The organism is Caulobacter sp. BP25 (genome assembly GCF_002737755.1).
Taxonomy (GTDB): domain Bacteria; phylum Pseudomonadota; class Alphaproteobacteria; order Caulobacterales; family Caulobacteraceae; genus Caulobacter.
This window is the reverse complement of record NZ_PEGH01000017.1, coordinates 175,747-193,474: the sequence shown is the minus strand read 5'-3', so window position 1 is coordinate 193,474 and position 17,728 is coordinate 175,747. Positions and strand designations below refer to the sequence as shown.

The following is a 17,728-nucleotide window of genomic DNA, read 5'->3' as shown; positions in this document are numbered from 1 at the left end:
AAGGTGGCCTGAAGTGACTCCCTACGTTCTGGTGGTCGAAGACGAAGACGCCCTGGCCACCCTGCTCCACTACAATCTCGACAAGGAAGGCTACCGCGTCGCCGTCGCCGGCGATGGCGAGGAGGCCTTGACCCTGGCCAGCGAACGCGCGCCAGACCTGGTGATCCTGGACTGGATGCTGCCCAAGGTGTCGGGCATCGAGGTCTGCCGCCGCCTGCGCGGCCGGGCCGAGACCCGCAACGTGCCGATCATCATGCTGACGGCGCGCGGCGAGGAAAGCGACCGCATCCGCGGCCTGGACACCGGCGCCGACGACTATGTGGTCAAGCCGTTTTCGATGGTCGAGCTGACCGCCCGCGTCCGCGCCGTGATGCGCCGCATCCGTCCGGGCCTGGCCGACGACCGCATCACGGTCGGCGACATCGTGATCGACCGGGTCGCCCACCGCGTGAAGCGGAGCGGCAAGGAGATCCATCTCGGTCCCACCGAGTTCCGCCTGCTCGACTATCTGATGCAGCACCCGGGCCGGGTGTTCAGCCGCGAGCAGTTGCTGGACGCCGTCTGGGGCTCGGACGTCTATGTCGAGGCCCGCACCGTGGACGTCCACATCGGCCGCCTGCGCAAGGCGCTGAACGGCTCATCCGACGGCGATCCGATCCGCACCGTCCGCTCGGCCGGCTATTCGCTGGACCTGGACGCGGCCTGAGGCCTTACTGTCCAAGCCGCTCCAGAAGCTGACGGCGGTAGGCGCGGCTGGTCACGACCTCGGCGCCGCTCTCCATCATCAGCCGCCAGGAGCCGTCCGAGAGCGGCGCGAAGGACTTCACCCGCGCCAGATTGACCAACGCCGAGCGATGGCAGCGGGCGAAGAGCCTGTCATTCAGCCGCGCCTCCAACGCCTGCAACGTGCTGCGCAGCAGGCCCTCCCGGTCCGACCAGTGGACGACGACATAGTTGTCAGCGGCGCCGAACCATTCGACCTCGTTGATTCTGACGGGGACGCGCCGCGCGCCGCTGATCACGATCAGGCGCTCCTCAAGCGATGGCGCGTCGCCAGCGCCCCGCGCCAAGGTCAAGCGTGCCTCTTCGAGCGCGACCGTCAGAGCGCGAGACCGCTCCTTCTCCTGGCGGGCCCGCCTATGCTCCGCCGCCGCCAGGGCGATGGCGACCATAGCGGTGTAGAGTAGAAGGCTGATGGGGAGCCGCGCTATGAAGCCCATCGCAAGGACGGCGCCCGGGGCGTAGCGGGCGTCGATCATGGCGGCGGCCAGGGACTCCAGCGGTATGATTATTCCGCCCGCCAGGTAGAGGGCGAGCAGGCCGATCAGGCCTGACCCGAACCAACGGATCAGCAGCCATACGACCAGGGCCGCCAGAAGCCAGGCCGCATAGATCGACCCCTGCCAGATGAGTGAGTCGGCCAGGCCCAGGCTCTGGCCGCGCTCGGCCGCGAAGCGCCGCGCGAACCAAGCCGCGCACAGCGTGGTGGCCAGCCAGCTATAAGCCGTGAAGGCCGACATCCAGAGAGAGGTCCGATCACGCCTCACCTCGCTGGCGGAGGCGCGTTCTGCTTGCGCTGCCTGATCAGAGCGGCGACCCAGAGCAGGGCCATCGGTTGGAACAACAGGGTCGGCCAGAGTTGGCTCCACGGGCTTGGCAGGAACGTCAGGACGTTACCAGAGAAGGCGCTGATCACGGCGCCATAGGCCGAAAGCATTTTTACGACGTGCTCGTAGCGCCAAAGACACGGTGTGAAAGGCGGCGCTGTTGGCCTTAGGAAGCGCCAGAGGTCCCAGCCGCCATAGGTGAAGGCGCCGTAGACCAAAGCCGTGCTGACCGCCGCCTTGCCGCCCGTCCGTCCTTGCGCGACCAGAAGCAGAACCCAGACGCCGATGGCCAGGACCGACAGGGTGGCGATCCAATCCAGGGGCCGGGCGCGCTGGTGGGGATCAAGGTCCGGACGCTTGCGGCGCAGGACTCGCACGCCCGAGAACAGCGTGATGCTGGCCGTCGCCGACAAGGCGGCGAAATAGGCGTTGAAGCGCAGCAAGGTCATGATCCAGGCGGCGGCCAGCAGCACGCTCATCAGCGCCACGAACAGGCGGCCCGACCACCGGTGGAGCCTTGCGCCCTTGCGGCTGAGGATCGGGACCAGACCGACAGCGACCAGCATGAAGCCGACGGTGATGTGCACGGCCAGCGCGGGGGAGAAGATAAGCTTGTCCATTCCGTCAGGCCTAGCGTCGCGTGGACGGGGCGCGAGCCGAATGGGGCGAATGACGGCGGGCGGGGACGAGCCATGGCTTGACCCGGCGTCGGTCGCGCGTCACACCCCGCGCTCATGGAAAAGCTGACCATCCTCCTCGTCGGGTCTGGCGGGCGCGAGCACGCCCTGGCCTGGAAGATCGCCCAGTCGCCACTGTGCGGCCGCCTCGTCGCCGCCCCCGGCAATCCGGGCATCGGCAAGGTGGCCGAGCTAAAGGCCGTCAAGGCGACCGACGCCGACGGCCTTACCGCCTTGGCCCAGGAGATCGGCGCGGATCTCGTGGTGGTCGGCCCGGAATCGGCGCTCGAAGTCGGTCTCGCCGACAAGCTGGCGGATGTCGGCATCCCCTGCTTTGGCAGCAGTCAGCGCGCGGCCCAGCTGGAGACCTCCAAGGCCTTCACCAAAGACTTCTGTCAGCGCCACGGCCTGCCGACGGCGGCCTATGGCGTGTTCGAGGACGCCGCCTCGGCGGGGACCTTCCTCGACACCCTGGAAGCGCCGTTCGTGATCAAGGCCGATGGTCTGGCGGCGGGCAAGGGCGTGGTGATCGCCGCGACCCGCGCCGAGGCCGATACGGCCGTGCTCGACATGCTGGGCGGCCGGTTCGGTTCGGCCGGCGCGCGCGTCGTGATCGAGGAGTTCATGCACGGCGAGGAGGCCTCGCTGTTCGCCCTCTCCGACGGCAAGACCGCAGTGCTGTTCGGCGCGGCCCAGGACCACAAGCGCGCCTATGATGGCGACGAGGGCCCCAACACCGGCGGCATGGGCACCTACTCGCCACCGCCCGTGTTGACGCAGGACCTGATCGACCAGGCCTGGCGCGAGCTGATCGTCCCGACGGTCGAGGGCATGGCCGCCGAGGGCAACCCCTACGTCGGTGTCCTCTACGCCGGCCTGATGCTGACGCCCACGGGCCCCAAGCTCGTCGAATATAACGCCCGCTTCGGCGATCCTGAGTGCCAGACCCTGATGCTGCGTCTCGCGAGCGACATCGTGCCGATCCTCCTGGCGGCCGCGAAGGGCGAACTGGCCTCGGCCGAACCGCCGAAGTGGCGCGACGAGGCGGCGATCTGCGTGGTGCTGGCCGCCGAGGGCTATCCCGACGCTCCCAAGACGGGTGGCCGCATCCAGGGCGTCGACGCCGACTTCGGAGACGAGGTGGTGGTCTTCCACGCTGGCACGACCCGCGAGTTCGAAGGCCGCCTCGTCGCCTCGGGCGGCCGGGTGCTGAACGTCTGCGCCCTGGGCATGACGCTGAGCGAAGCCCGCGAGGCCGCCTATGGCGCGCTGGAGACCATCAGCCTGGAAGGCGGGTTCTATCGTCGCGACATCGGCTGGCGGGCGCTGAAGGGCTCCTAAATCCTCCACCCAGCGGGGGAGGTGGCCCGTAGGGCCGGAGGGGGACGTTCTGTTGAGCCTGCCTCTTCCCCCTCCGTCGTCTCTTCGAGCCGACACCTCCCCCGCTAGGGGGAGGATCTTGCCTTGCCTAAGCGCCGCCACCCTCTAAACTCCCTTTCAAACAAGCGTTGGGGAGAAGCGCGCCATGGCCGAAGCCGCCGAACAGTCCGCCCAGGACCTGAACTCGGGCACCAAGCCGGTCGATCCGCGCCATGCGATCGACGAGGTCAGGCTGGCCGCCTGGCTGGAGGCGAACGTCGAGGGCTATGCCGGCCCGCTGGAGGTGCGCCAGTTCAAGGGCGGCCAGTCTAACCCCACCTACCAGTTGGTCACGCCGGCGCGGAAATACGTCCTGCGTCGCAAGCCGCCGGGCAAGCTGCTGCCCAGCGCCCATGCGGTCGATCGCGAGTACAAGGTGATCTCCAGCTTGAACAAGACGGGCTTCCCGGTCGCCAAGGCCTACGCCCTGTGCCTGGATGAGGACGTCATCGGCACGATCTTCTACGTGATGGAGAACGTCGAGGGCCGCATCCTGTGGGACGGGACCCTGCCCGACTACGCCCCGGCCGAGCGACGGGCGATCTACGAGGCGCAGATCGACACTCTGGCGGCCCTGCACAATGTTGACTACGCAGCCGTGGGCCTCTCTGACTATGGCAAGCCCGGCAACTACTTCACCCGCCAGATCGACCGCTGGACCAAGCAGTACAAGGCCAGCGAGACCACCCCGATCCCGGAGATGGACCGGCTGATCGACTGGCTGGCCAAGACGGTCCCGGCCGATGACCAGACCTCGATCGTCCACGGCGACTATCGCCTCGACAACATGATCCTGCACCCGACACAGGCGCAGGTGATCGCGGTGCTGGACTGGGAGCTGTCGACCCTGGGCAATCCGCTGGCGGATTTCAGCTACTTCCTGATGAACTGGGTGATGCCGTCAGACCAGCGCGGCGGGCTGGCCGAGATCAAGGATCTGGAGGCCTACGGCATCCCGACCATTCCCCAGGCGGTGGAACGCTACTGCAAAGCCACCGGTCGTGACGGCCTGCCCGAGCTGGACTGGTATTTCAGCTACAACCTCTTCAGACTGGCCGGCATCTGCCAGGGCATCGTTGGCCGGGTCCGTGACGGCACGGCCGCCAGCGCCCATGCGCAGTTGATGGAGGCGCGCGTGCCGGTCCTGGCCAAGGGAGCCTGGGACTTCGCGCGCAAAGCGGGGGCTTGAGGGGCTTGATGGGGAAATTGTTGTCGGGCGCGTGCGCCCTGGTCCTGGTCGGAGCGCTGGGCGGTGTGGCTTGCGCTCAGAACGCGCCGAAGGAAACGGTCTTCGTCCAGGCGGGACGCCTGCTGGCCGATCCCGCCACGGGCAAGGTCGACACCGCCAAGACCCTGGTGCTTGAGAACGGCAAGGTGACCCGCATCGTCGACGGCTATGTCGCCGAGCCTGGCGGCAAGGTCGTGGACCTGAAGGACAGCTTCGTCCTGCCGGGCCTGATCGACAGCCACGTCCACCTGACCAACGAGCAGAATCCCAACGGCCGCCTCCAGATGGTGACCCGCTCGCCCGCCGACAACGCGATCGTCGGCGCCGGCTTCGCGCGCAAGACCTTGATGGCGGGCTTCACCACGGTGGCCAATCTGGGCGCCAACAGCCAGGCGATCTTCGCGCTACGCGAAGGCGTCAAGCGAGGCGATGTGGCGGGGCCGCGCATCATCGCCTCGGGCTCGTCGATCGCCGTGCACGGTGGTCACGCCGACATCAACGGCTACAGCGAAGAGGTCATGCACGCTCTGCGGCCGGAATCGATCTGCTCGGGGGCCGACGACTGCCGACGCGCCGTGCGCGAGCAGATCTGGCTGGGCGCGGACCTGATCAAGATCACCGCCACCGGCGGCGTCCTGTCCAACACCGCCGCGGGCCTGTCCAAGCAGTTCTCGGACGCCGAGTTGGCCGCGATCATCGAGGCCGCTCATAGCATGGGTCGCAAGGTCACCGCGCACGCGCACGGGGGCGATGGCATCAACGCCTTCCTCAAGGCTGGCGGCGACTCCATAGAGCACGGCACCTACCTGGACAATGAGGGCGTCGCCCTGATGAAGAAGTCCGGCGCCTATCTGGTCCCGACCCTGATGGCGGGCGATTTCGTCTATCGGATCGCCTCGGGCCCGAACAACTTCCTGACCCCCGCCCAGACGGCCAAGGCGCTGGAGGCCGGGCCCAAGATGCTGGACATGGCGCGCCGCGCCCACGCCGCCGGTGTCCGGATAGCTTTTGGCACGGATAGCGGCGTCTCGGCTCACGGCGACAACGCCGGCGAGTTCGCCCTGCTGGTCAAGGCGGGCCTGACGCCGCTGGAGGCGATCCAGACCGCCACGGTCAACGCCGCCGACCACTTCGCGCTGTCCAGCGAGGTCGGCAGCTTGGCCCCCGGCAAGGCCGCCGACCTGATCGCCGTCAAAGGCGACCCGCTTAAAGACGTCACCGAGCTGCAGCGGGTGACGTCGGTGATCAAGGGCGGGGTGGTTTATAGGTAGGGAGCGAGTGTCCTTCCGCCCCCTCCGGGGGCGGACGACCGCGAAGCGGTCAGGTGGGGGCAAGGGTATTTTACGCCGACTTGCCCCCTCCGCGCTATTCGGCGCTCCTCCCCCTTAGGGGGAAGAAGGCAACCGCCTACACCCCCGCCTTGGCCAACAGCTCCTCCAGCGCCGCTTCGTCGTCGAAGCGGGCGCGGACGGGCCACGGAGTCACCCGCGCGCGCCAGGCGGGCGGCAGCCGGATCCAGTCCTTCTCGGTGGTGACCAGGCCCGCGCCATAGACCTGCGCGCGGTCGGCCAGCATCTTCAGCGTTCCCTCGTCATAGGCGCCGTGGTCTGGGAAGGGGGCGAAGTCCACCAGCTGGCAACCGGCGGCGGTCAGGGCCTTTTCGACTTTCCAGGGCTTGCCGACGCCAGCAAAGCCGACCTGGGGACCTTCCGGAACGGGGGCCGCAGATTCAAGCCGCGCGACCAGCACGGGCATGTCACCGAACTCGACCAGGAGATCGAAGTCGGGCTGCGGCATGTCGACCGGCAGCAGCACGATCACGGCGTCGGCGCGGGCCAGACCGACCTTCAGCGGCTCGCGCATCGGGCCGGCGGGGAAGACCCTGCCATCGCCAAACGGCCACTCGCCGCCGCGCGTCTCGCCATCGACCACCACCAGCGACAGCGTCTTACGGACGCTGGGGTTTTGATGGCCGTCATCCATGACGATCGCGCCGGCCCCGGCGGCCGAGGCGGCGATGGCGCCGGCGGATCGGTCGCGCGCGACCCACATCGGGAAATCCTGGGCCAGCATCAGCGGCTCGTCGCCGACCTCGGCGGCCGTGTGGCGCGTGGGATCGACCCGCACGGGCCCTTTGAGCTTGCCGCCATAGCCGCGTGAGAGGCCGTGCGCTGCGACGCCGCGACGGGTCAGGGTCAGCAGCAGCTCGCGGACGATCGGTGTCTTGCCGGCGCCGCCCATGGTGACGTTGCCGACGCAGATCACCGGGGCGGCGACCTCGGTCGGCACGGCCTTGGCGATCCGGCGCGCGGTCGCCGCCGCCCATAGCCACGAGATCGGGGTCAGCAGGGCGCGCGTCACGGGGGCGGGGCCGCCGCTCTTCACATACCACCAGCGAGGCGTGCCGAGTTTCATGAGGCTATCTTGGGGACCAGCTCGAGGATGCGGGAAAGGCCCGCGCGCGCCTCGGCGTCGCGGACGTCGACGAAGGCGCGGGCCTTCGCGGCTTGAATGCGTAGTTGATCCGGGTTCGCGAGGGCCCCGCTCAAATCATCGCAGAGGTCCGTATCGTCAGCGTAGCCGCCAATGCCGACTTCGGCGAGCGCATCGTACACGCTTCGCCAATTCTCGACGTGCGGACCGCGCACGAACGGACAAGAGACGCGGGCCGCCTCCAGAGGATTGTGCCCACCGATATTGGGCAGCAGGCTGCCGCAGATCAGAGCTAGGTCCGCGAGCCGGTACCACAGGCCAAGCTCGCCAAGCGTGTCCGCCACGAGGATCGACCCCGACGGGTCGCCGCCGCTGCGGAGCCGTACTGACAGGCCGCGCCAGCGTGCCATATCGACAATAGCCGGACCCCGCTCAATGTGGCGCGGCACGATGATCAGATGAGGACGATCCTCGGCCATTTCGGCATAGGCCGCGATGACGAGTTCGTCTTCGCCTGGATGCGTACTGGCCGCCAACAGCACCGGCTTGCCCGCGAAGATAGCGCGCTGCTTGGCCAACTCTGGCTCGTCCACCGGCAGCGGTCCGGCGCCGAACTTCAGATCCGCCTCGCCGGTGACCTTGCCGCCCAGGGCCTCGAAGCGCTGATGGGCGCGGGCGTCCTGGGCCAGGATCAGGTCGAAGGCTGACAGCAGTTGGCGAGCGGCGTCGGGGCGCTTGCTCCAACGGGCGAAGCTGCGGTCCGATAGCTTGGCCGAGACCAGGGCCAGGCGCGTCCCAGCGGCCTTGGCCTCCAGCAAGAGGTTTGGCCACAGCTCGCTCTCGACGAAGACGGCGAGGTCGGGCTTCCAGCGGGCTATGAAGCGCCGCGCCGCGCCGGGGGCGTCGACGGGGGCGTACTGGTGGATCGCGCCGCTGGGCAGGCGCTTGGCCAGCAGGGCGGCGGATGTCGTCGTGCCCGAGGTGACCAGGACCGTGACCTCCGGCCGCTCAGCGCGCAGGCGCTCGACCAGGGGCAGGATCGACAGGCTTTCGCCGACGCTGGCGCCGTGCAGCCAGACCAGCGGGCCGTCCGGCCGCGCGCGCTCGCTCCGGCCCAAACGCTCGGCCAGGCGCGCCTGGTCCTCCTTGCCCTGGCGGGCGCGGTGGGCCAGCAGCGCGGGCGCGATCGGTTCGAGCAGGCCCGTGGCGGCCCGGTAGAGGCCCAGGGACGGGGTCACACGACGTCCGCAGGCGCCAGACGGCAGGCGTGCGCCCCGTGGCTGGTCTCGACCTGGATGGTCACATGGCCGATGTTGAACTTGCTGGCCAGCTCCGCGCAGGCCTCGTGCAGGAACTGGTCGTGGTCGGCGCCGAGGGGCCTCACGACGTGAGCGGTCATGGCCGTCTCGGTGGTGCTCATCGCCCAGATGTGCAGGTCGTGCACCTCGGACACGCCCGGACGGGCGGCCAGCCAGTCACGGACCTTGGCCGGGTCAATGCCGCGCGGCGTGGCGTCGAGGGCCAGATCTAGCGAGTCGCGCAGGAGGCCCCAGGTGCCTAGGACGATGACGGCGACGATGGCCAGGCTGACCACAGGGTCGAGCCACAGCCAGCCCGTCAGGCTCAGGGCGAAGGCGGCGACGACGACCCCCGCCGAGACGCCTGCGTCGGCGGCCATGTGCAGGAAGGCGCCCCGGACGTTGAGGTCCTCCTTCGAGCCCTTCATGAACATCAGGGCCGTGGCGGTGTTGATGGCGATGCCGATGGCGGCGACGATCATCACCGGGCCGGTCTCGATCGGCTGCGGATCGGCGAAGCGGCGAACGGCCTCCCAGGCGATCGCGCCGACGGCGACCAGCAGCAGGGCGGCATTGGCCAGCGAGGCCAGGATCGTGCCCTTGCGCAGGCCATAGGTGCGGCGAAGGCTGGGCGCGCGCTTGGCCAGCACCGTTGCCCCCAGGCCATCAATAGGCCCAGCACGTCCGAGAGGTTGTGGCCGGCGTCCGCTAGCAGGGCGAGCGACCCGGTGATCAGGCCGGCGGCCGCCTCGACGACCACGAAGCTCAGGTTCAGCGCCGTGCCGATCGCGAAGGCGCGGCCGAAGTCCTTGGGCGCGTGGCTATGGCCGTGGTGGCCGTGGCCATGGTGGTGATGGCCGTGACCATGCGCGTGATCATGATCGTGGTGATCATGGTCGTGATCGTGCCCATGATCGTGATTATGCGCGTGTCCGGGGTGATCGTGAGCCATGGCCCTACATCCCACCAAGCAGGGGCTGGATCAATCTTTGACCAGGGCCTCGGCCCTTCTCGTGACCGCAGAGAGGCGCGCCGCCCAGTCCTCGACCAGCTGGTCGGGATCGTCGCCGCGTCCCGCGCCGGTCGGTCCGTCCCAGACCATGGCGGCCTTGGCGAAGGGCAGGGGGATCATGGTCTGGTCCCATGAGCTGAGGCGCAGGCAAGGCTTGGCGGCCAGGCCGACGAAGATCACCGGCGCGCCCGTGACTCGGGCCAGGGAGGGCGTGCCCTTCTCCATATGCTCGGCCGGGCCGCGCGGACCGTCGGGCGTGATGGCGATCCCGCCGCCGTCCTTCACCCACTTGACCATGTCGCGGAAGGCCTGCTCGCCGTGCTTGTTCTTGGCCAGATCCGTCTTCTTGGCCGAGGAGCCGCGGATGGCCGGGAAGCCCAGCTTCTCGACCGTGCGGGCGATGAACTCGCCGTCGTTGGAGCGCGAGATCAGGGCGCGCATGTCCTGGCGCTCGGGGCTCTGCGGCCAACTGAGCGGCGACATCGGGATGCGCGAGTGCCAGAAGCAGAGGATCGCGCCGACGCCTTCCGCGCGGCCTTGCGCCCACACGGCTTGCACCTGCTCGCGGCCTTCCTCGGTCATGCGCAGAGTGCGGAAGACGAGCTTGGAATAGCCGGCGAAGACCGAGGAGAGCAGCCAGATCACGACCGGCGAACGCAGGGGTCTCAAACGTCGCCCTCCAGGGCTGGTGCGTCCGGGCTGTGATCGAGGTCCTGGGCCTTGGCTAGCCGCGCATAGAGGCCGCCGATCTGGACCAGCTCGGCGTGCGCGCCGGTCTCGACCACGCGGCCCTTGTCGATGACATAGATGCGGTCGGCGTTCTTCACGGTCGACAGGCGGTGGGCGATCAGAATGGTGGTGCGGCCGGCCATCAGCCGCTCCAGCGCCGCCTGCACCTGGGCCTCGCTCTCGGTGTCCAGCGCGCTGGTGGCCTCGTCCAGAAGCAGGATCGGGGCGTTCTTCAAGAAGGCGCGAGCGATGGCGATGCGCTGGCGCTGGCCGCCCGACAGACGGGTTCCGGCCTCGCCGACGGGGGTGTCATAGCCCTCGGGCAGGGCCATGATGAAGTCGTGGGCGGCGGCCTGGCGCGCGGCGGCCTCGATCTCCGCCTGGCTGGCGCCGGGGCGGGCGTAGGCGATGTTGGTGCGGACAGTGTCGTCGAACAGGAACGGCTCCTGGGTGACGAGCGCGATGCGGTCGCGCAGGGACGACAGGGTCACGGTCCGTACGTCGTGGCCGTCGATGGTCACCGCGCCGCCGTTCACGTCGTAGAAGCGCGGGATCAGGTTCAGGATCGAGCTCTTGCCGCCGCCCGAGGGACCGACCAGGGCGACGGTCTCGCCCTGCCGCGCTTCTAGCGAGACGTCCGATAGGGCCGGGATGTCGGCGCCGTAAGAGAAGGTGACGTGGCTCAGAGCGATCGCGCTGTCGCCGGCCGGCAGCGGCTTGGCCTCGGTGGGATCGACGATGGTTGGCTCGACGTCCAGGGCGGCGAACAGGCGGCGAGCGCCGGTGAAGCCTTCACTGAACACCGTCTGCAGGTTGGCGACCTGGCGTAGCGACTGCAAGGCCATGGCCAGAGCCGCCAGAAAGGCCGAGAAGTCCCCAGCGCTCATCTGCCCCATCGTCGCCCGCCAGCCGGCATAGGCCAGGACGCCGGCGGTGATCAGAGCGCCGAAGGTCTCCGTAGCCGGCGCGGCCATGGCCTTGGCGTTCGAGCCCTTGATCAGATGGCGCTGACGGCGCTCGATCACGGCGGCCACGCGGCCTTCCTCATAGGCCTCGCGGTTCTCCATCTTGACGATCTTGACGCCGTCCAGGCTCTCCATGATCGCGGTGGAGAGGTTTGAGGTCTCGCCCATGGCGCCCTTGGCGGCCTTGGTTGTCTTCTTTGAAAAGCGTCGGATGAACAGGCTGGAGACGGGGCCGATGATCAGGACGCCTGCAGCGAGCGCCCAGTCCAGCTGGAACATGACGACCAGCGCGCCGACCACGGTCAGGAACTCACGCGTGTAGTTGACCAGGCCGCTGGTCGCCGCCTCGCGGATCAAGGTCGCGTCGTACAGCATCGACGAGACATACGAGCCCGAGTGCGCGCCGCGCAGGCGCGCCAGGTCCGAGCGCATCAGCTTGGCGAACAGCCGCAGCTGCATGTCGCCGACGACGCCGTTGCCAATCCGGTTGATCGAGGTGGTCTGCAAGACCTGGAAGACCCCCGGCTGACGGCGATGAGCGCGATCAGCAGCGGGATGCGCCACAGCGCGCCGGGCTGGGGATCGGAGATCAAGTGATCGACCGCCGGCTTCAGTACATAGGCGAGCGCGGCGCTCAGCCCGGCGACCGCGACCGCGCAGAGCAGGGCGGCGACCAGCCGGTTGCGACGGGGCTGAAGGTACTCGCGCCAGATCCGCGCGGCGATGACGCGGTTGGAAAGTTCAGGCGTGTCCTGGGCGGTCATGGGGGAGGGGTCGGATTTCGCGCGGAGGCTGTCAAGGACGCGCGAGACGCACTGGCCGGTAAAAGCGACAGCATAAGGGCCGGTTTTGCCTTTCGAGCCGCTCTACCCTACTTAGACCGCGCAATTCGCAAGGATCGTCCCCGCTTGGCCAAGTTCGACCTCACCACGCCCTGGGGCCGGTTCAGGACCTATCTCCACTATCTGTGGAACGACCACGCCTATCTGCGTCTGGGCTTTTCCAACGCCCACTGGATCAGCCCCGAGATGGTCCGCGCCAACCAACCCTGGCCGTTCCAGCTGGCCTGGTGGAAGAAGCAGGGGATCAAGACGATCGTGAACCTGCGCGGCGGCTTCGACGGCAGCTTCTACGCGCTGGAGAAGGACGCCTGCCAGCGCCTGGGCCTGAACTTCGTCGACTTCACGATCACCTCGCGCGAAGTCCCGATCCGCGAGCGGGTGCGCGGGGCCAAGGAACTGTTCGAGACGATCGAATATCCGGCCCTGCTGCACTGCAAGTCCGGCGCGGACCGGGCGGGCATCATGAGCGTCTTCTATGCCCACTATCGCCTGGGCCAGCCGATCCGCGAGGCGATGAAGCAGCTCGGGCCCCGCTACCTGCACATCAAGCACGGCAACACCGGCGTGCTGGACTACGTGTTCGAGCAGTACCTGGAGCACGGCGAGCCCAAGGGGCTGACCTTCAGCGAATGGGTCGAGAGCGACGACTACGATCCGGTCGCGATGAAGAAGACCTTCCGCGCCGGGATGCTGGGGAAGGTGCTGACGGACAAGATTTTGCGGCGGGAGTGATCCGCCAAATCCTCCCCCGCTAGGGGGAGGATTTCAGACCAGATCAGCCCTCGCTGCTCGGATCCAGCAGCTTGTGGGCGTGGATGATGAAGTAGCGGGCGTGGGCGTTGTCGACGGTGGCCTGGGCCTTGGCCTTCCAGGCCTTGTGGGCCGCGTCGTAGCTAGGATAGGCGCCGACGAACTCGACCTGGTCGAGATCGCGGAATTCGGTGCCGGCGACGTCCTTCAGTTCACCGCCGATGACGATATGAAGAAGCTGCTTATCGGGCATTTGGAGCAAGTTCCTGCGAGGAATTGGTTTTATGGCAGCTCGATATGCCCGACGCGGTTAAGGATCAATGGCGCTAGCGCCTGATTGGCGCAAACAAGGCTCGGAACCTGCGGAACGGGCCGATTATAGGCGAAGTCATTGCCTTTATGATCGCTAAGCGTGGCGCCCGCGCGACGAACGATCAGGTCGGCGGCGGCCAGGTCCCACTCGCTCTTGGGCGACAAGGCCACCGCCGCGTCGAAGGCGCCCGAGGCCACCAGGCACATGCGGTAGGCGATCGAGTTGCGGCTTTCGATGCGCATCTGTGGCCACGGCTCGCGCCAGGCGGGGTGGGCGAACATCTTGGCGTCGCCCAGCATCGCCGCGCCGAGCAGCTGGTCGGTGGCGCTGGGCGCGATCGCCGCGCCGTTCAGGGTGGCGGGACCCTCCAGCGTGGCGGCGTAGGTCTCGGAAAGCGCCGGCGCGTGGACCACGCCGGCGATCGGCCGGCCGTCCTCGACCACGGCGATCGAGACCGCGAACCACGGCTTGTTCTTCATGAAGGCCACGGTGCCGTCGATCGGGTCGACAACGAACTGACGTCGCGTGTTCAGGCGCGTCGGATCGTCGGCGGTCTCCTCCGACAACCAGCCGTAGTCCGGCCGCGCTGACTTCAGCTCCAGCTTCAGCAGGGTGTCGACGGCTAGGTCGGCGTCGGTGACGGGTGAGCCGCCTATTTTGGACCAGATCTTCAACCCGCTTTCGCGCGCGGTGAGCGCCAGCTCCCCGGCCTTGCGAGCGGCGTCGAGGATCAAGTCCAGGTCGTTCATTTGCCCGCGATGGCCAGGGCGTCGACCAGCAGCGACGGACTGTTGCTGGCCCCGCGCAGCATCAGGTCCGAGCCGGGGACGAGGCGGGCGTAGATGTCGATCAGGTTGCCGGCGACGGTGATCTCGGTGACGGGACCTGTGCTTTCGCCGTTCTCGAACCAGTAGCCGGAACAGCCGACCGACCAGTCGCCGGTGTTGCCGTTCAGCGAAGGGCCGAACATCGAGGTGACGACCAGACCGTTCCCGGCGTCCTTCATCAGGCCCGTGACGTCCTTCTCGCCCGGCTGAAGCGTCAGGTTGTGGGTCGAGACGCCGGAGGGGCCGGCCAGACCGCGCGAGGCGTGGCCGGTGGTGACAAGGCCCAGCTGCTTGGCCGAGCTGGTGTTCAGCAGCCAGGTGGTCAGCACGCCGTCGTCGATGAGGGCGCGAGCCTGCGTCGCCACACCCTCGTCGTCGAACGGCGCCGAGCCCAGGCCGCGAACCCGGTGCGGATCCTCCAGAAGATGGACGCCGCGCGCGAAGATCTGTTGGCCCAGCTTGTCCTTCAGGAACGAGGTCCCGCGCGCGATCGACGGACCCGAGATCGCGCCCAGGAGGGGGCCGATCAGGCTCATGGCCAGGCGGTTTTCGAAGATCACCGGGGCGGTGGTCGAGGCGATCTTCCGCGGGTTCAGCCGCGCCACCGCCTGGCGGCCGGCCTCCATGCCGATGTCGCCGGCGGCGGGCAGGTCGCCGAAGTGGCGGGTCGAGCGGCCCTCGCCGCCGCGCTCCATGCCCGCGCCCTCGCCGGCGATGGCCGAGGCCGACACCGAGTGTCCGGTGGCCGCGTGGGTGGCTTGGAAGCCTTCGCTGGTGACGAACGCCCAACGGGACGACGACCAAGCCGCCGAGCCGCCGTCGGAATTGGTCACGCCCTGGACGGCGCGCGCGTGCTCCTCGGCCTGGCGGGCCTGGGTCTCCAGCGTCTGGGCCGTGGGCTCGTAAGGATCGACGAGGTCGAGCTCGGGATAGGGCGCGCGGGCCAGACGGTCGGCCGGCGCCAGGCTGGCGTAGGGATCCTCGGGCGCGAGGCGGGCCATGGCCACGGCGCGCTCGACCAGCTTGGCGCGGGCCTCAGGCGAGATGTCGGAGCCGGAGACGGTGGCGCTGCGCTGACCGATGAAAACGCGAAGGCCCAGGTCCCGGGCCTCCTCGCGCTCGACTTCCTCTAGATCGCCCAAGCGGACGCTGACGGAGAGCGACTGGCGCTCGGCGAAGACAGCCTCGGCCGCGTCGGCCCCGGCCTTGCGCGCGGCGGCGACCACGTCATGCAACAGGTTTTCGTCCATGCGGTCTTATGGACGACGCGCACGGGCCGGGGCAAGCGGCGGAGGGGAATTAGGCGATGGCGGAGATCAGCAGCGCCACGCCGGCGAAGATGTAGGCCAGCCAGGTGGCGATCATGCCCGCCGTACGACCGATGGAAACGCCGCCGCTATTAGATAGGCCAACCGCATGGATGACGCGGCCGGCGAACAGCAGGAAGCCGACCACGTGGATGGTCAGGGCCGAAGCGCCGGCGACGGCCAGGACGGCCAGGGCCGCGACGCCCGCCGGCACGTATTCGGTGGCGTTGCCGAAGGCGCGGATGGCGCGCGCCAGCTCCGGAATGCCCTCGTCGCCCAGCGCCACCTTGTGCTTCTGACGCAGGCGCACGACCAGCACCGACAGGACCAGCATGAGCAAGAGGTGCAGGCCGGCCCAGAGGGCGGCCGCGTGGCCGGAAACGATCGTATCCATGACTACAAGAACCCTATGACGCCGCCCGCCCCCGAGCGGCGGGCCATATGAGACCTTTCGCCCGGGAACGGCAACCCAGCGCTAGTTCCCGACCTCACGGGCGATCGGATACAGCAGGTGGTGGTCATCGTAGAACGGCGTGCGCTTGTAGAACCAGGCCAGGCGCGCGTCGGGATCGGCGGCGAACTTGGGCTCGGCGGCCAGCTTGGCCTCGAACTCGGCCTTCAGTTTCGGATCGGTGGCCAGCATTTTCTCGGCCAGCGGGGCGATGGCGTAGGGCTCGATGTATTCGACGCGGCTCAGCACCTCGGGGACCATGCCCCAGGCGAAGACGCTCTCGCTGGATTGCGGCTCCAACAGCAGGACGACGAGGTCGCCCAGCGGCTGGTCGGTCGGCACACGCACCGAGCCCTTGGGGAAGGTCCAGTCGCGGGTCTCGGTGGTGACCTTGTCGACGCTGATCTGCACGTGGCCTTCGTTGGCGCGCGTGGCGATCTTGGGATCGACCAGGCGGATCATCTCGACCTTGATCGTCTTGTCGGAGGGCAGGGTCTCCAGCGTCACGCCGTGCAGCTTCAGGCGCTCGATGAGGTCGGCGCGGTAGTTGGGCACATAGTAGGCGGTCGGGCGCTTGAGGGTCAGCGACGGCTTGGAGCCATAGAACGGGACGTTCCAGATCTCTGGATCGGCCTCGCCCAGCCAGCGCACTTCTTTCCGGCCCGAGGCGGGGCTGTCGTAGTACTCATAGCGGATGCCCTTGAAGGCGCGCGTGTAGGCGGGCTTGTCGTCGGCGACGAAGTTGGCCGGGATTTCGGTCGGGCGCAGGGCGGTATCGGCGGCGATGGCCGTCCGCAGATCGCCACCCTTGTCGGCCAGCAGCTTCAAGGCCGTCTCGATGAACACATAGGTCCCCAGCACGCGCTGGGCGTGGGGTTTCAGGCTATGGTTCTCGATCAGGATGGTCGGGACGTGGGCCGCCGCGCCCCAGCCGTTGGAGAAGCGCTCGCCTAGGCCCCCGTCCGAGAAGCCGGCTTTCGGATTGTGCTCGTCGATCCCGAACACCAACTCGCCCGGGATGTGGCCCTGCGCCTCCAGGCTCTTGTTCATGACGGGCTTGAGCACCCCGTCCAGCCATTTGGCGATGGCGGGCGAGCGGTTCCAGACGCCGTTCTCGCCGTTGAAGCCGTAGGTGACGTCGTACTGGTAGTCCATGCCGTCGGTCACGTGGACGTCGACATAGAGATCGGCCTTGTACTTGGCCTGCAAGCGCTTAAGCGCCCGCATCTCCGGCTGGTCCAGCTTCATGAAGTCGCGGTTGAGGTTCTGGTTGGTCGCGGTGTTGCGCCAGCCCTGGATGCGCGGCCCGCGCTGGTTGGGGCGGGAGTAGGGGCCCGAGCGCTCATGACCATCGACCGACAGGATCGGGATTAGCACCAGGTTGACCTTGTCCAGCAGGCCATCCTTGCCGTGGAACGCCATGTCCCGCAGCAGCATCATGCCGGCGTCCTTGCCGTCGATCTCGCCGGGGTGGATGCCGGCCTGAATTAGCAGCAGCGGCTTCTTGGGATCCAGTTTCTCACCGTCCTTGCTGGCGATCACTGCAAAGATCTCGCGCCCCTGAGGCGAGACGCCAAAGTCCTCGACGCGGATCAGGGGGCTCGCCTTATCCAGCTTCTGGAACCAGGCGCGGGTGTCGGCATAGGTCGGGCTGAAGTTGTGCTCGGCGTCGGCCTCGAACGGCGTCACCCAAGGATCGGCCTTGTCGCGGATCAGCCCCTGGCTGGCGCCCTGCCAATGCGGCGCCGGTGGCAGGAAGGCTTCGTCCCAAGGTTTCTTCGTCTGGGCCATGCTGGTGCTCGCGGTCAGGGCGACGGCTATGGCCGCCAAGGTGAGGGCTTTCATCGACTTTCCTATGTCATCCCGGCCG

Annotated in this window: 17 protein-coding genes and 1 pseudogene; 5 read left to right on the top strand and 13 right to left on the bottom strand. The window is 68.1% G+C overall.

What is annotated here, in order from left to right; genetic code table 11:
* The first annotated feature begins 13 nt into the window (after nt 1-13).
* Nucleotides 14-706, top strand: coding sequence for a phosphate regulon transcriptional regulator PhoB (phoB, locus tag CSW59_RS11075; protein WP_099444094.1), 693 nt, complete (start codon nt 14-16; stop codon nt 704-706).
* A gap of 4 nt (nt 707-710) precedes the next feature.
* On the opposite strand, the gene CSW59_RS11070 is transcribed toward phoB, so the two are convergent.
* Together CSW59_RS11070 and CSW59_RS11065 are read right to left on the bottom strand one after the other, a co-directional pair.
* Nucleotides 711-1,520 (bottom strand): LytTR family DNA-binding domain-containing protein, encoded by an 810-nt coding sequence (locus tag CSW59_RS11070; RefSeq protein WP_099444093.1) that lies wholly within the window; start codon nt 1,518-1,520, stop codon nt 711-713.
* A gap of 23 nt (nt 1,521-1,543) precedes the next feature.
* The gene (locus tag CSW59_RS11065) at nt 1,544-2,227 is read right to left on the bottom strand and encodes a hypothetical protein (RefSeq protein WP_236632206.1); all 684 of its coding nucleotides are present in this window, start codon (nt 2,225-2,227) and stop codon (nt 1,544-1,546) included.
* Between the two features lie 114 nt (nt 2,228-2,341).
* On the opposite strand from CSW59_RS11065, the gene purD reads away from it, so the two are divergent.
* From purD to CSW59_RS11050, 3 genes are all read left to right on the top strand, one after another.
* A complete protein-coding gene (purD, locus tag CSW59_RS11060; RefSeq protein WP_099444092.1) occupies nt 2,342-3,625 on the top strand; it encodes a phosphoribosylamine--glycine ligase in 1,284 nt (427 codons plus the stop codon).
* Nucleotides 3,626-3,809: 184 nt separating this feature from the next.
* The gene (locus CSW59_RS11055) at nt 3,810-4,892 is read left to right on the top strand and encodes a phosphotransferase family protein (protein WP_099444091.1); all 1,083 of its coding nucleotides are present in this window, start codon (nt 3,810-3,812) and stop codon (nt 4,890-4,892) included.
* Between the two features lie 5 nt (nt 4,893-4,897).
* Nucleotides 4,898-6,202, top strand: coding sequence for an amidohydrolase family protein (locus tag CSW59_RS11050; RefSeq protein ID WP_201722780.1), 1,305 nt, complete (start codon nt 4,898-4,900; stop codon nt 6,200-6,202).
* 136 nt (nt 6,203-6,338) lie between these two features.
* Here CSW59_RS11050 and lpxK read toward each other — a convergent pair whose 3' ends face one another.
* The 6 genes and pseudogenes from lpxK to CSW59_RS21840 form a co-directional block, all read right to left on the bottom strand.
* Complete coding sequence (gene lpxK, locus CSW59_RS11045) at nt 6,339-7,346, bottom strand: tetraacyldisaccharide 4'-kinase (RefSeq protein WP_099444089.1); 1,008 nt, start codon at nt 7,344-7,346, stop codon at nt 6,339-6,341.
* Nucleotides 7,343-8,602: a 3-deoxy-D-manno-octulosonic acid transferase gene (locus CSW59_RS11040; RefSeq protein WP_099444088.1), complete on the bottom strand. Its 1,260-nt coding sequence runs from the start codon at nt 8,600-8,602 to the stop codon at nt 7,343-7,345. The genes lpxK and CSW59_RS11040 overlap by 4 nt, the downstream gene beginning before the upstream one ends.
* Nucleotides 8,599-9,614, bottom strand: a pseudogene (locus CSW59_RS11035) (cation diffusion facilitator family transporter). Before CSW59_RS11035 ends, CSW59_RS11040 begins: the two are co-directional and overlap by 4 nt.
* Nucleotides 9,615-9,644: 30 nt before the next feature.
* Nucleotides 9,645-10,343 (bottom strand): lysophospholipid acyltransferase family protein, encoded by a 699-nt coding sequence (locus CSW59_RS11030; protein WP_099444087.1) that lies wholly within the window; start codon nt 10,341-10,343, stop codon nt 9,645-9,647.
* Nucleotides 10,340-11,827 (bottom strand): ABC transporter ATP-binding protein, encoded by a 1,488-nt coding sequence (locus CSW59_RS11025; protein WP_369825777.1) that lies wholly within the window; start codon nt 11,825-11,827, stop codon nt 10,340-10,342. The genes CSW59_RS11030 and CSW59_RS11025 overlap by 4 nt, the downstream gene beginning before the upstream one ends.
* Nucleotides 11,800-12,132: a hypothetical protein gene (locus tag CSW59_RS21840; RefSeq protein WP_369825771.1), complete on the bottom strand. Its 333-nt coding sequence runs from the start codon at nt 12,130-12,132 to the stop codon at nt 11,800-11,802. Before CSW59_RS21840 ends, CSW59_RS11025 begins: the two co-directional genes overlap by 28 nt.
* 144 nt (nt 12,133-12,276) lie before the next feature.
* On the opposite strand from CSW59_RS21840, the gene CSW59_RS11020 reads away from it, so the two are divergent.
* Nucleotides 12,277-12,942 (top strand): tyrosine-protein phosphatase, encoded by a 666-nt coding sequence (locus CSW59_RS11020; protein WP_099444086.1) that lies wholly within the window; start codon nt 12,277-12,279, stop codon nt 12,940-12,942.
* Nucleotides 12,943-12,985: 43 nt separating this feature from the next.
* Here the strand turns inward: CSW59_RS11020 and CSW59_RS11015 are convergent, their stop codons facing one another.
* From CSW59_RS11015 to CSW59_RS10995, 5 genes are all read right to left on the bottom strand, one after another.
* Entirely contained in the window at nt 12,986-13,222 is a 237-nt protein-coding gene (locus CSW59_RS11015) for a DUF4170 domain-containing protein (protein ID WP_201722779.1), read from the bottom strand.
* 20 nt (nt 13,223-13,242) lie between these two features.
* Entirely contained in the window at nt 13,243-14,022 is a 780-nt protein-coding gene (locus CSW59_RS11010; protein WP_099444084.1) for a 3'(2'),5'-bisphosphate nucleotidase CysQ, read from the bottom strand.
* The gene (locus CSW59_RS11005) at nt 14,019-15,350 is read right to left on the bottom strand and encodes a TldD/PmbA family protein (RefSeq protein WP_099444083.1); all 1,332 of its coding nucleotides are present in this window, start codon (nt 15,348-15,350) and stop codon (nt 14,019-14,021) included. The genes CSW59_RS11010 and CSW59_RS11005 overlap by 4 nt, the downstream gene beginning before the upstream one ends.
* A gap of 49 nt (nt 15,351-15,399) precedes the next feature.
* Entirely contained in the window at nt 15,400-15,801 is a 402-nt protein-coding gene (locus CSW59_RS11000) for an MAPEG family protein (protein ID WP_099444082.1), read from the bottom strand.
* Nucleotides 15,802-15,882: 81 nt separating this feature from the next.
* Entirely contained in the window at nt 15,883-17,703 is a 1,821-nt protein-coding gene (locus CSW59_RS10995) for a M14 family metallopeptidase (protein WP_099444081.1), read from the bottom strand.
* Between the last annotated feature and the right edge of the window lie 25 nt (nt 17,704-17,728).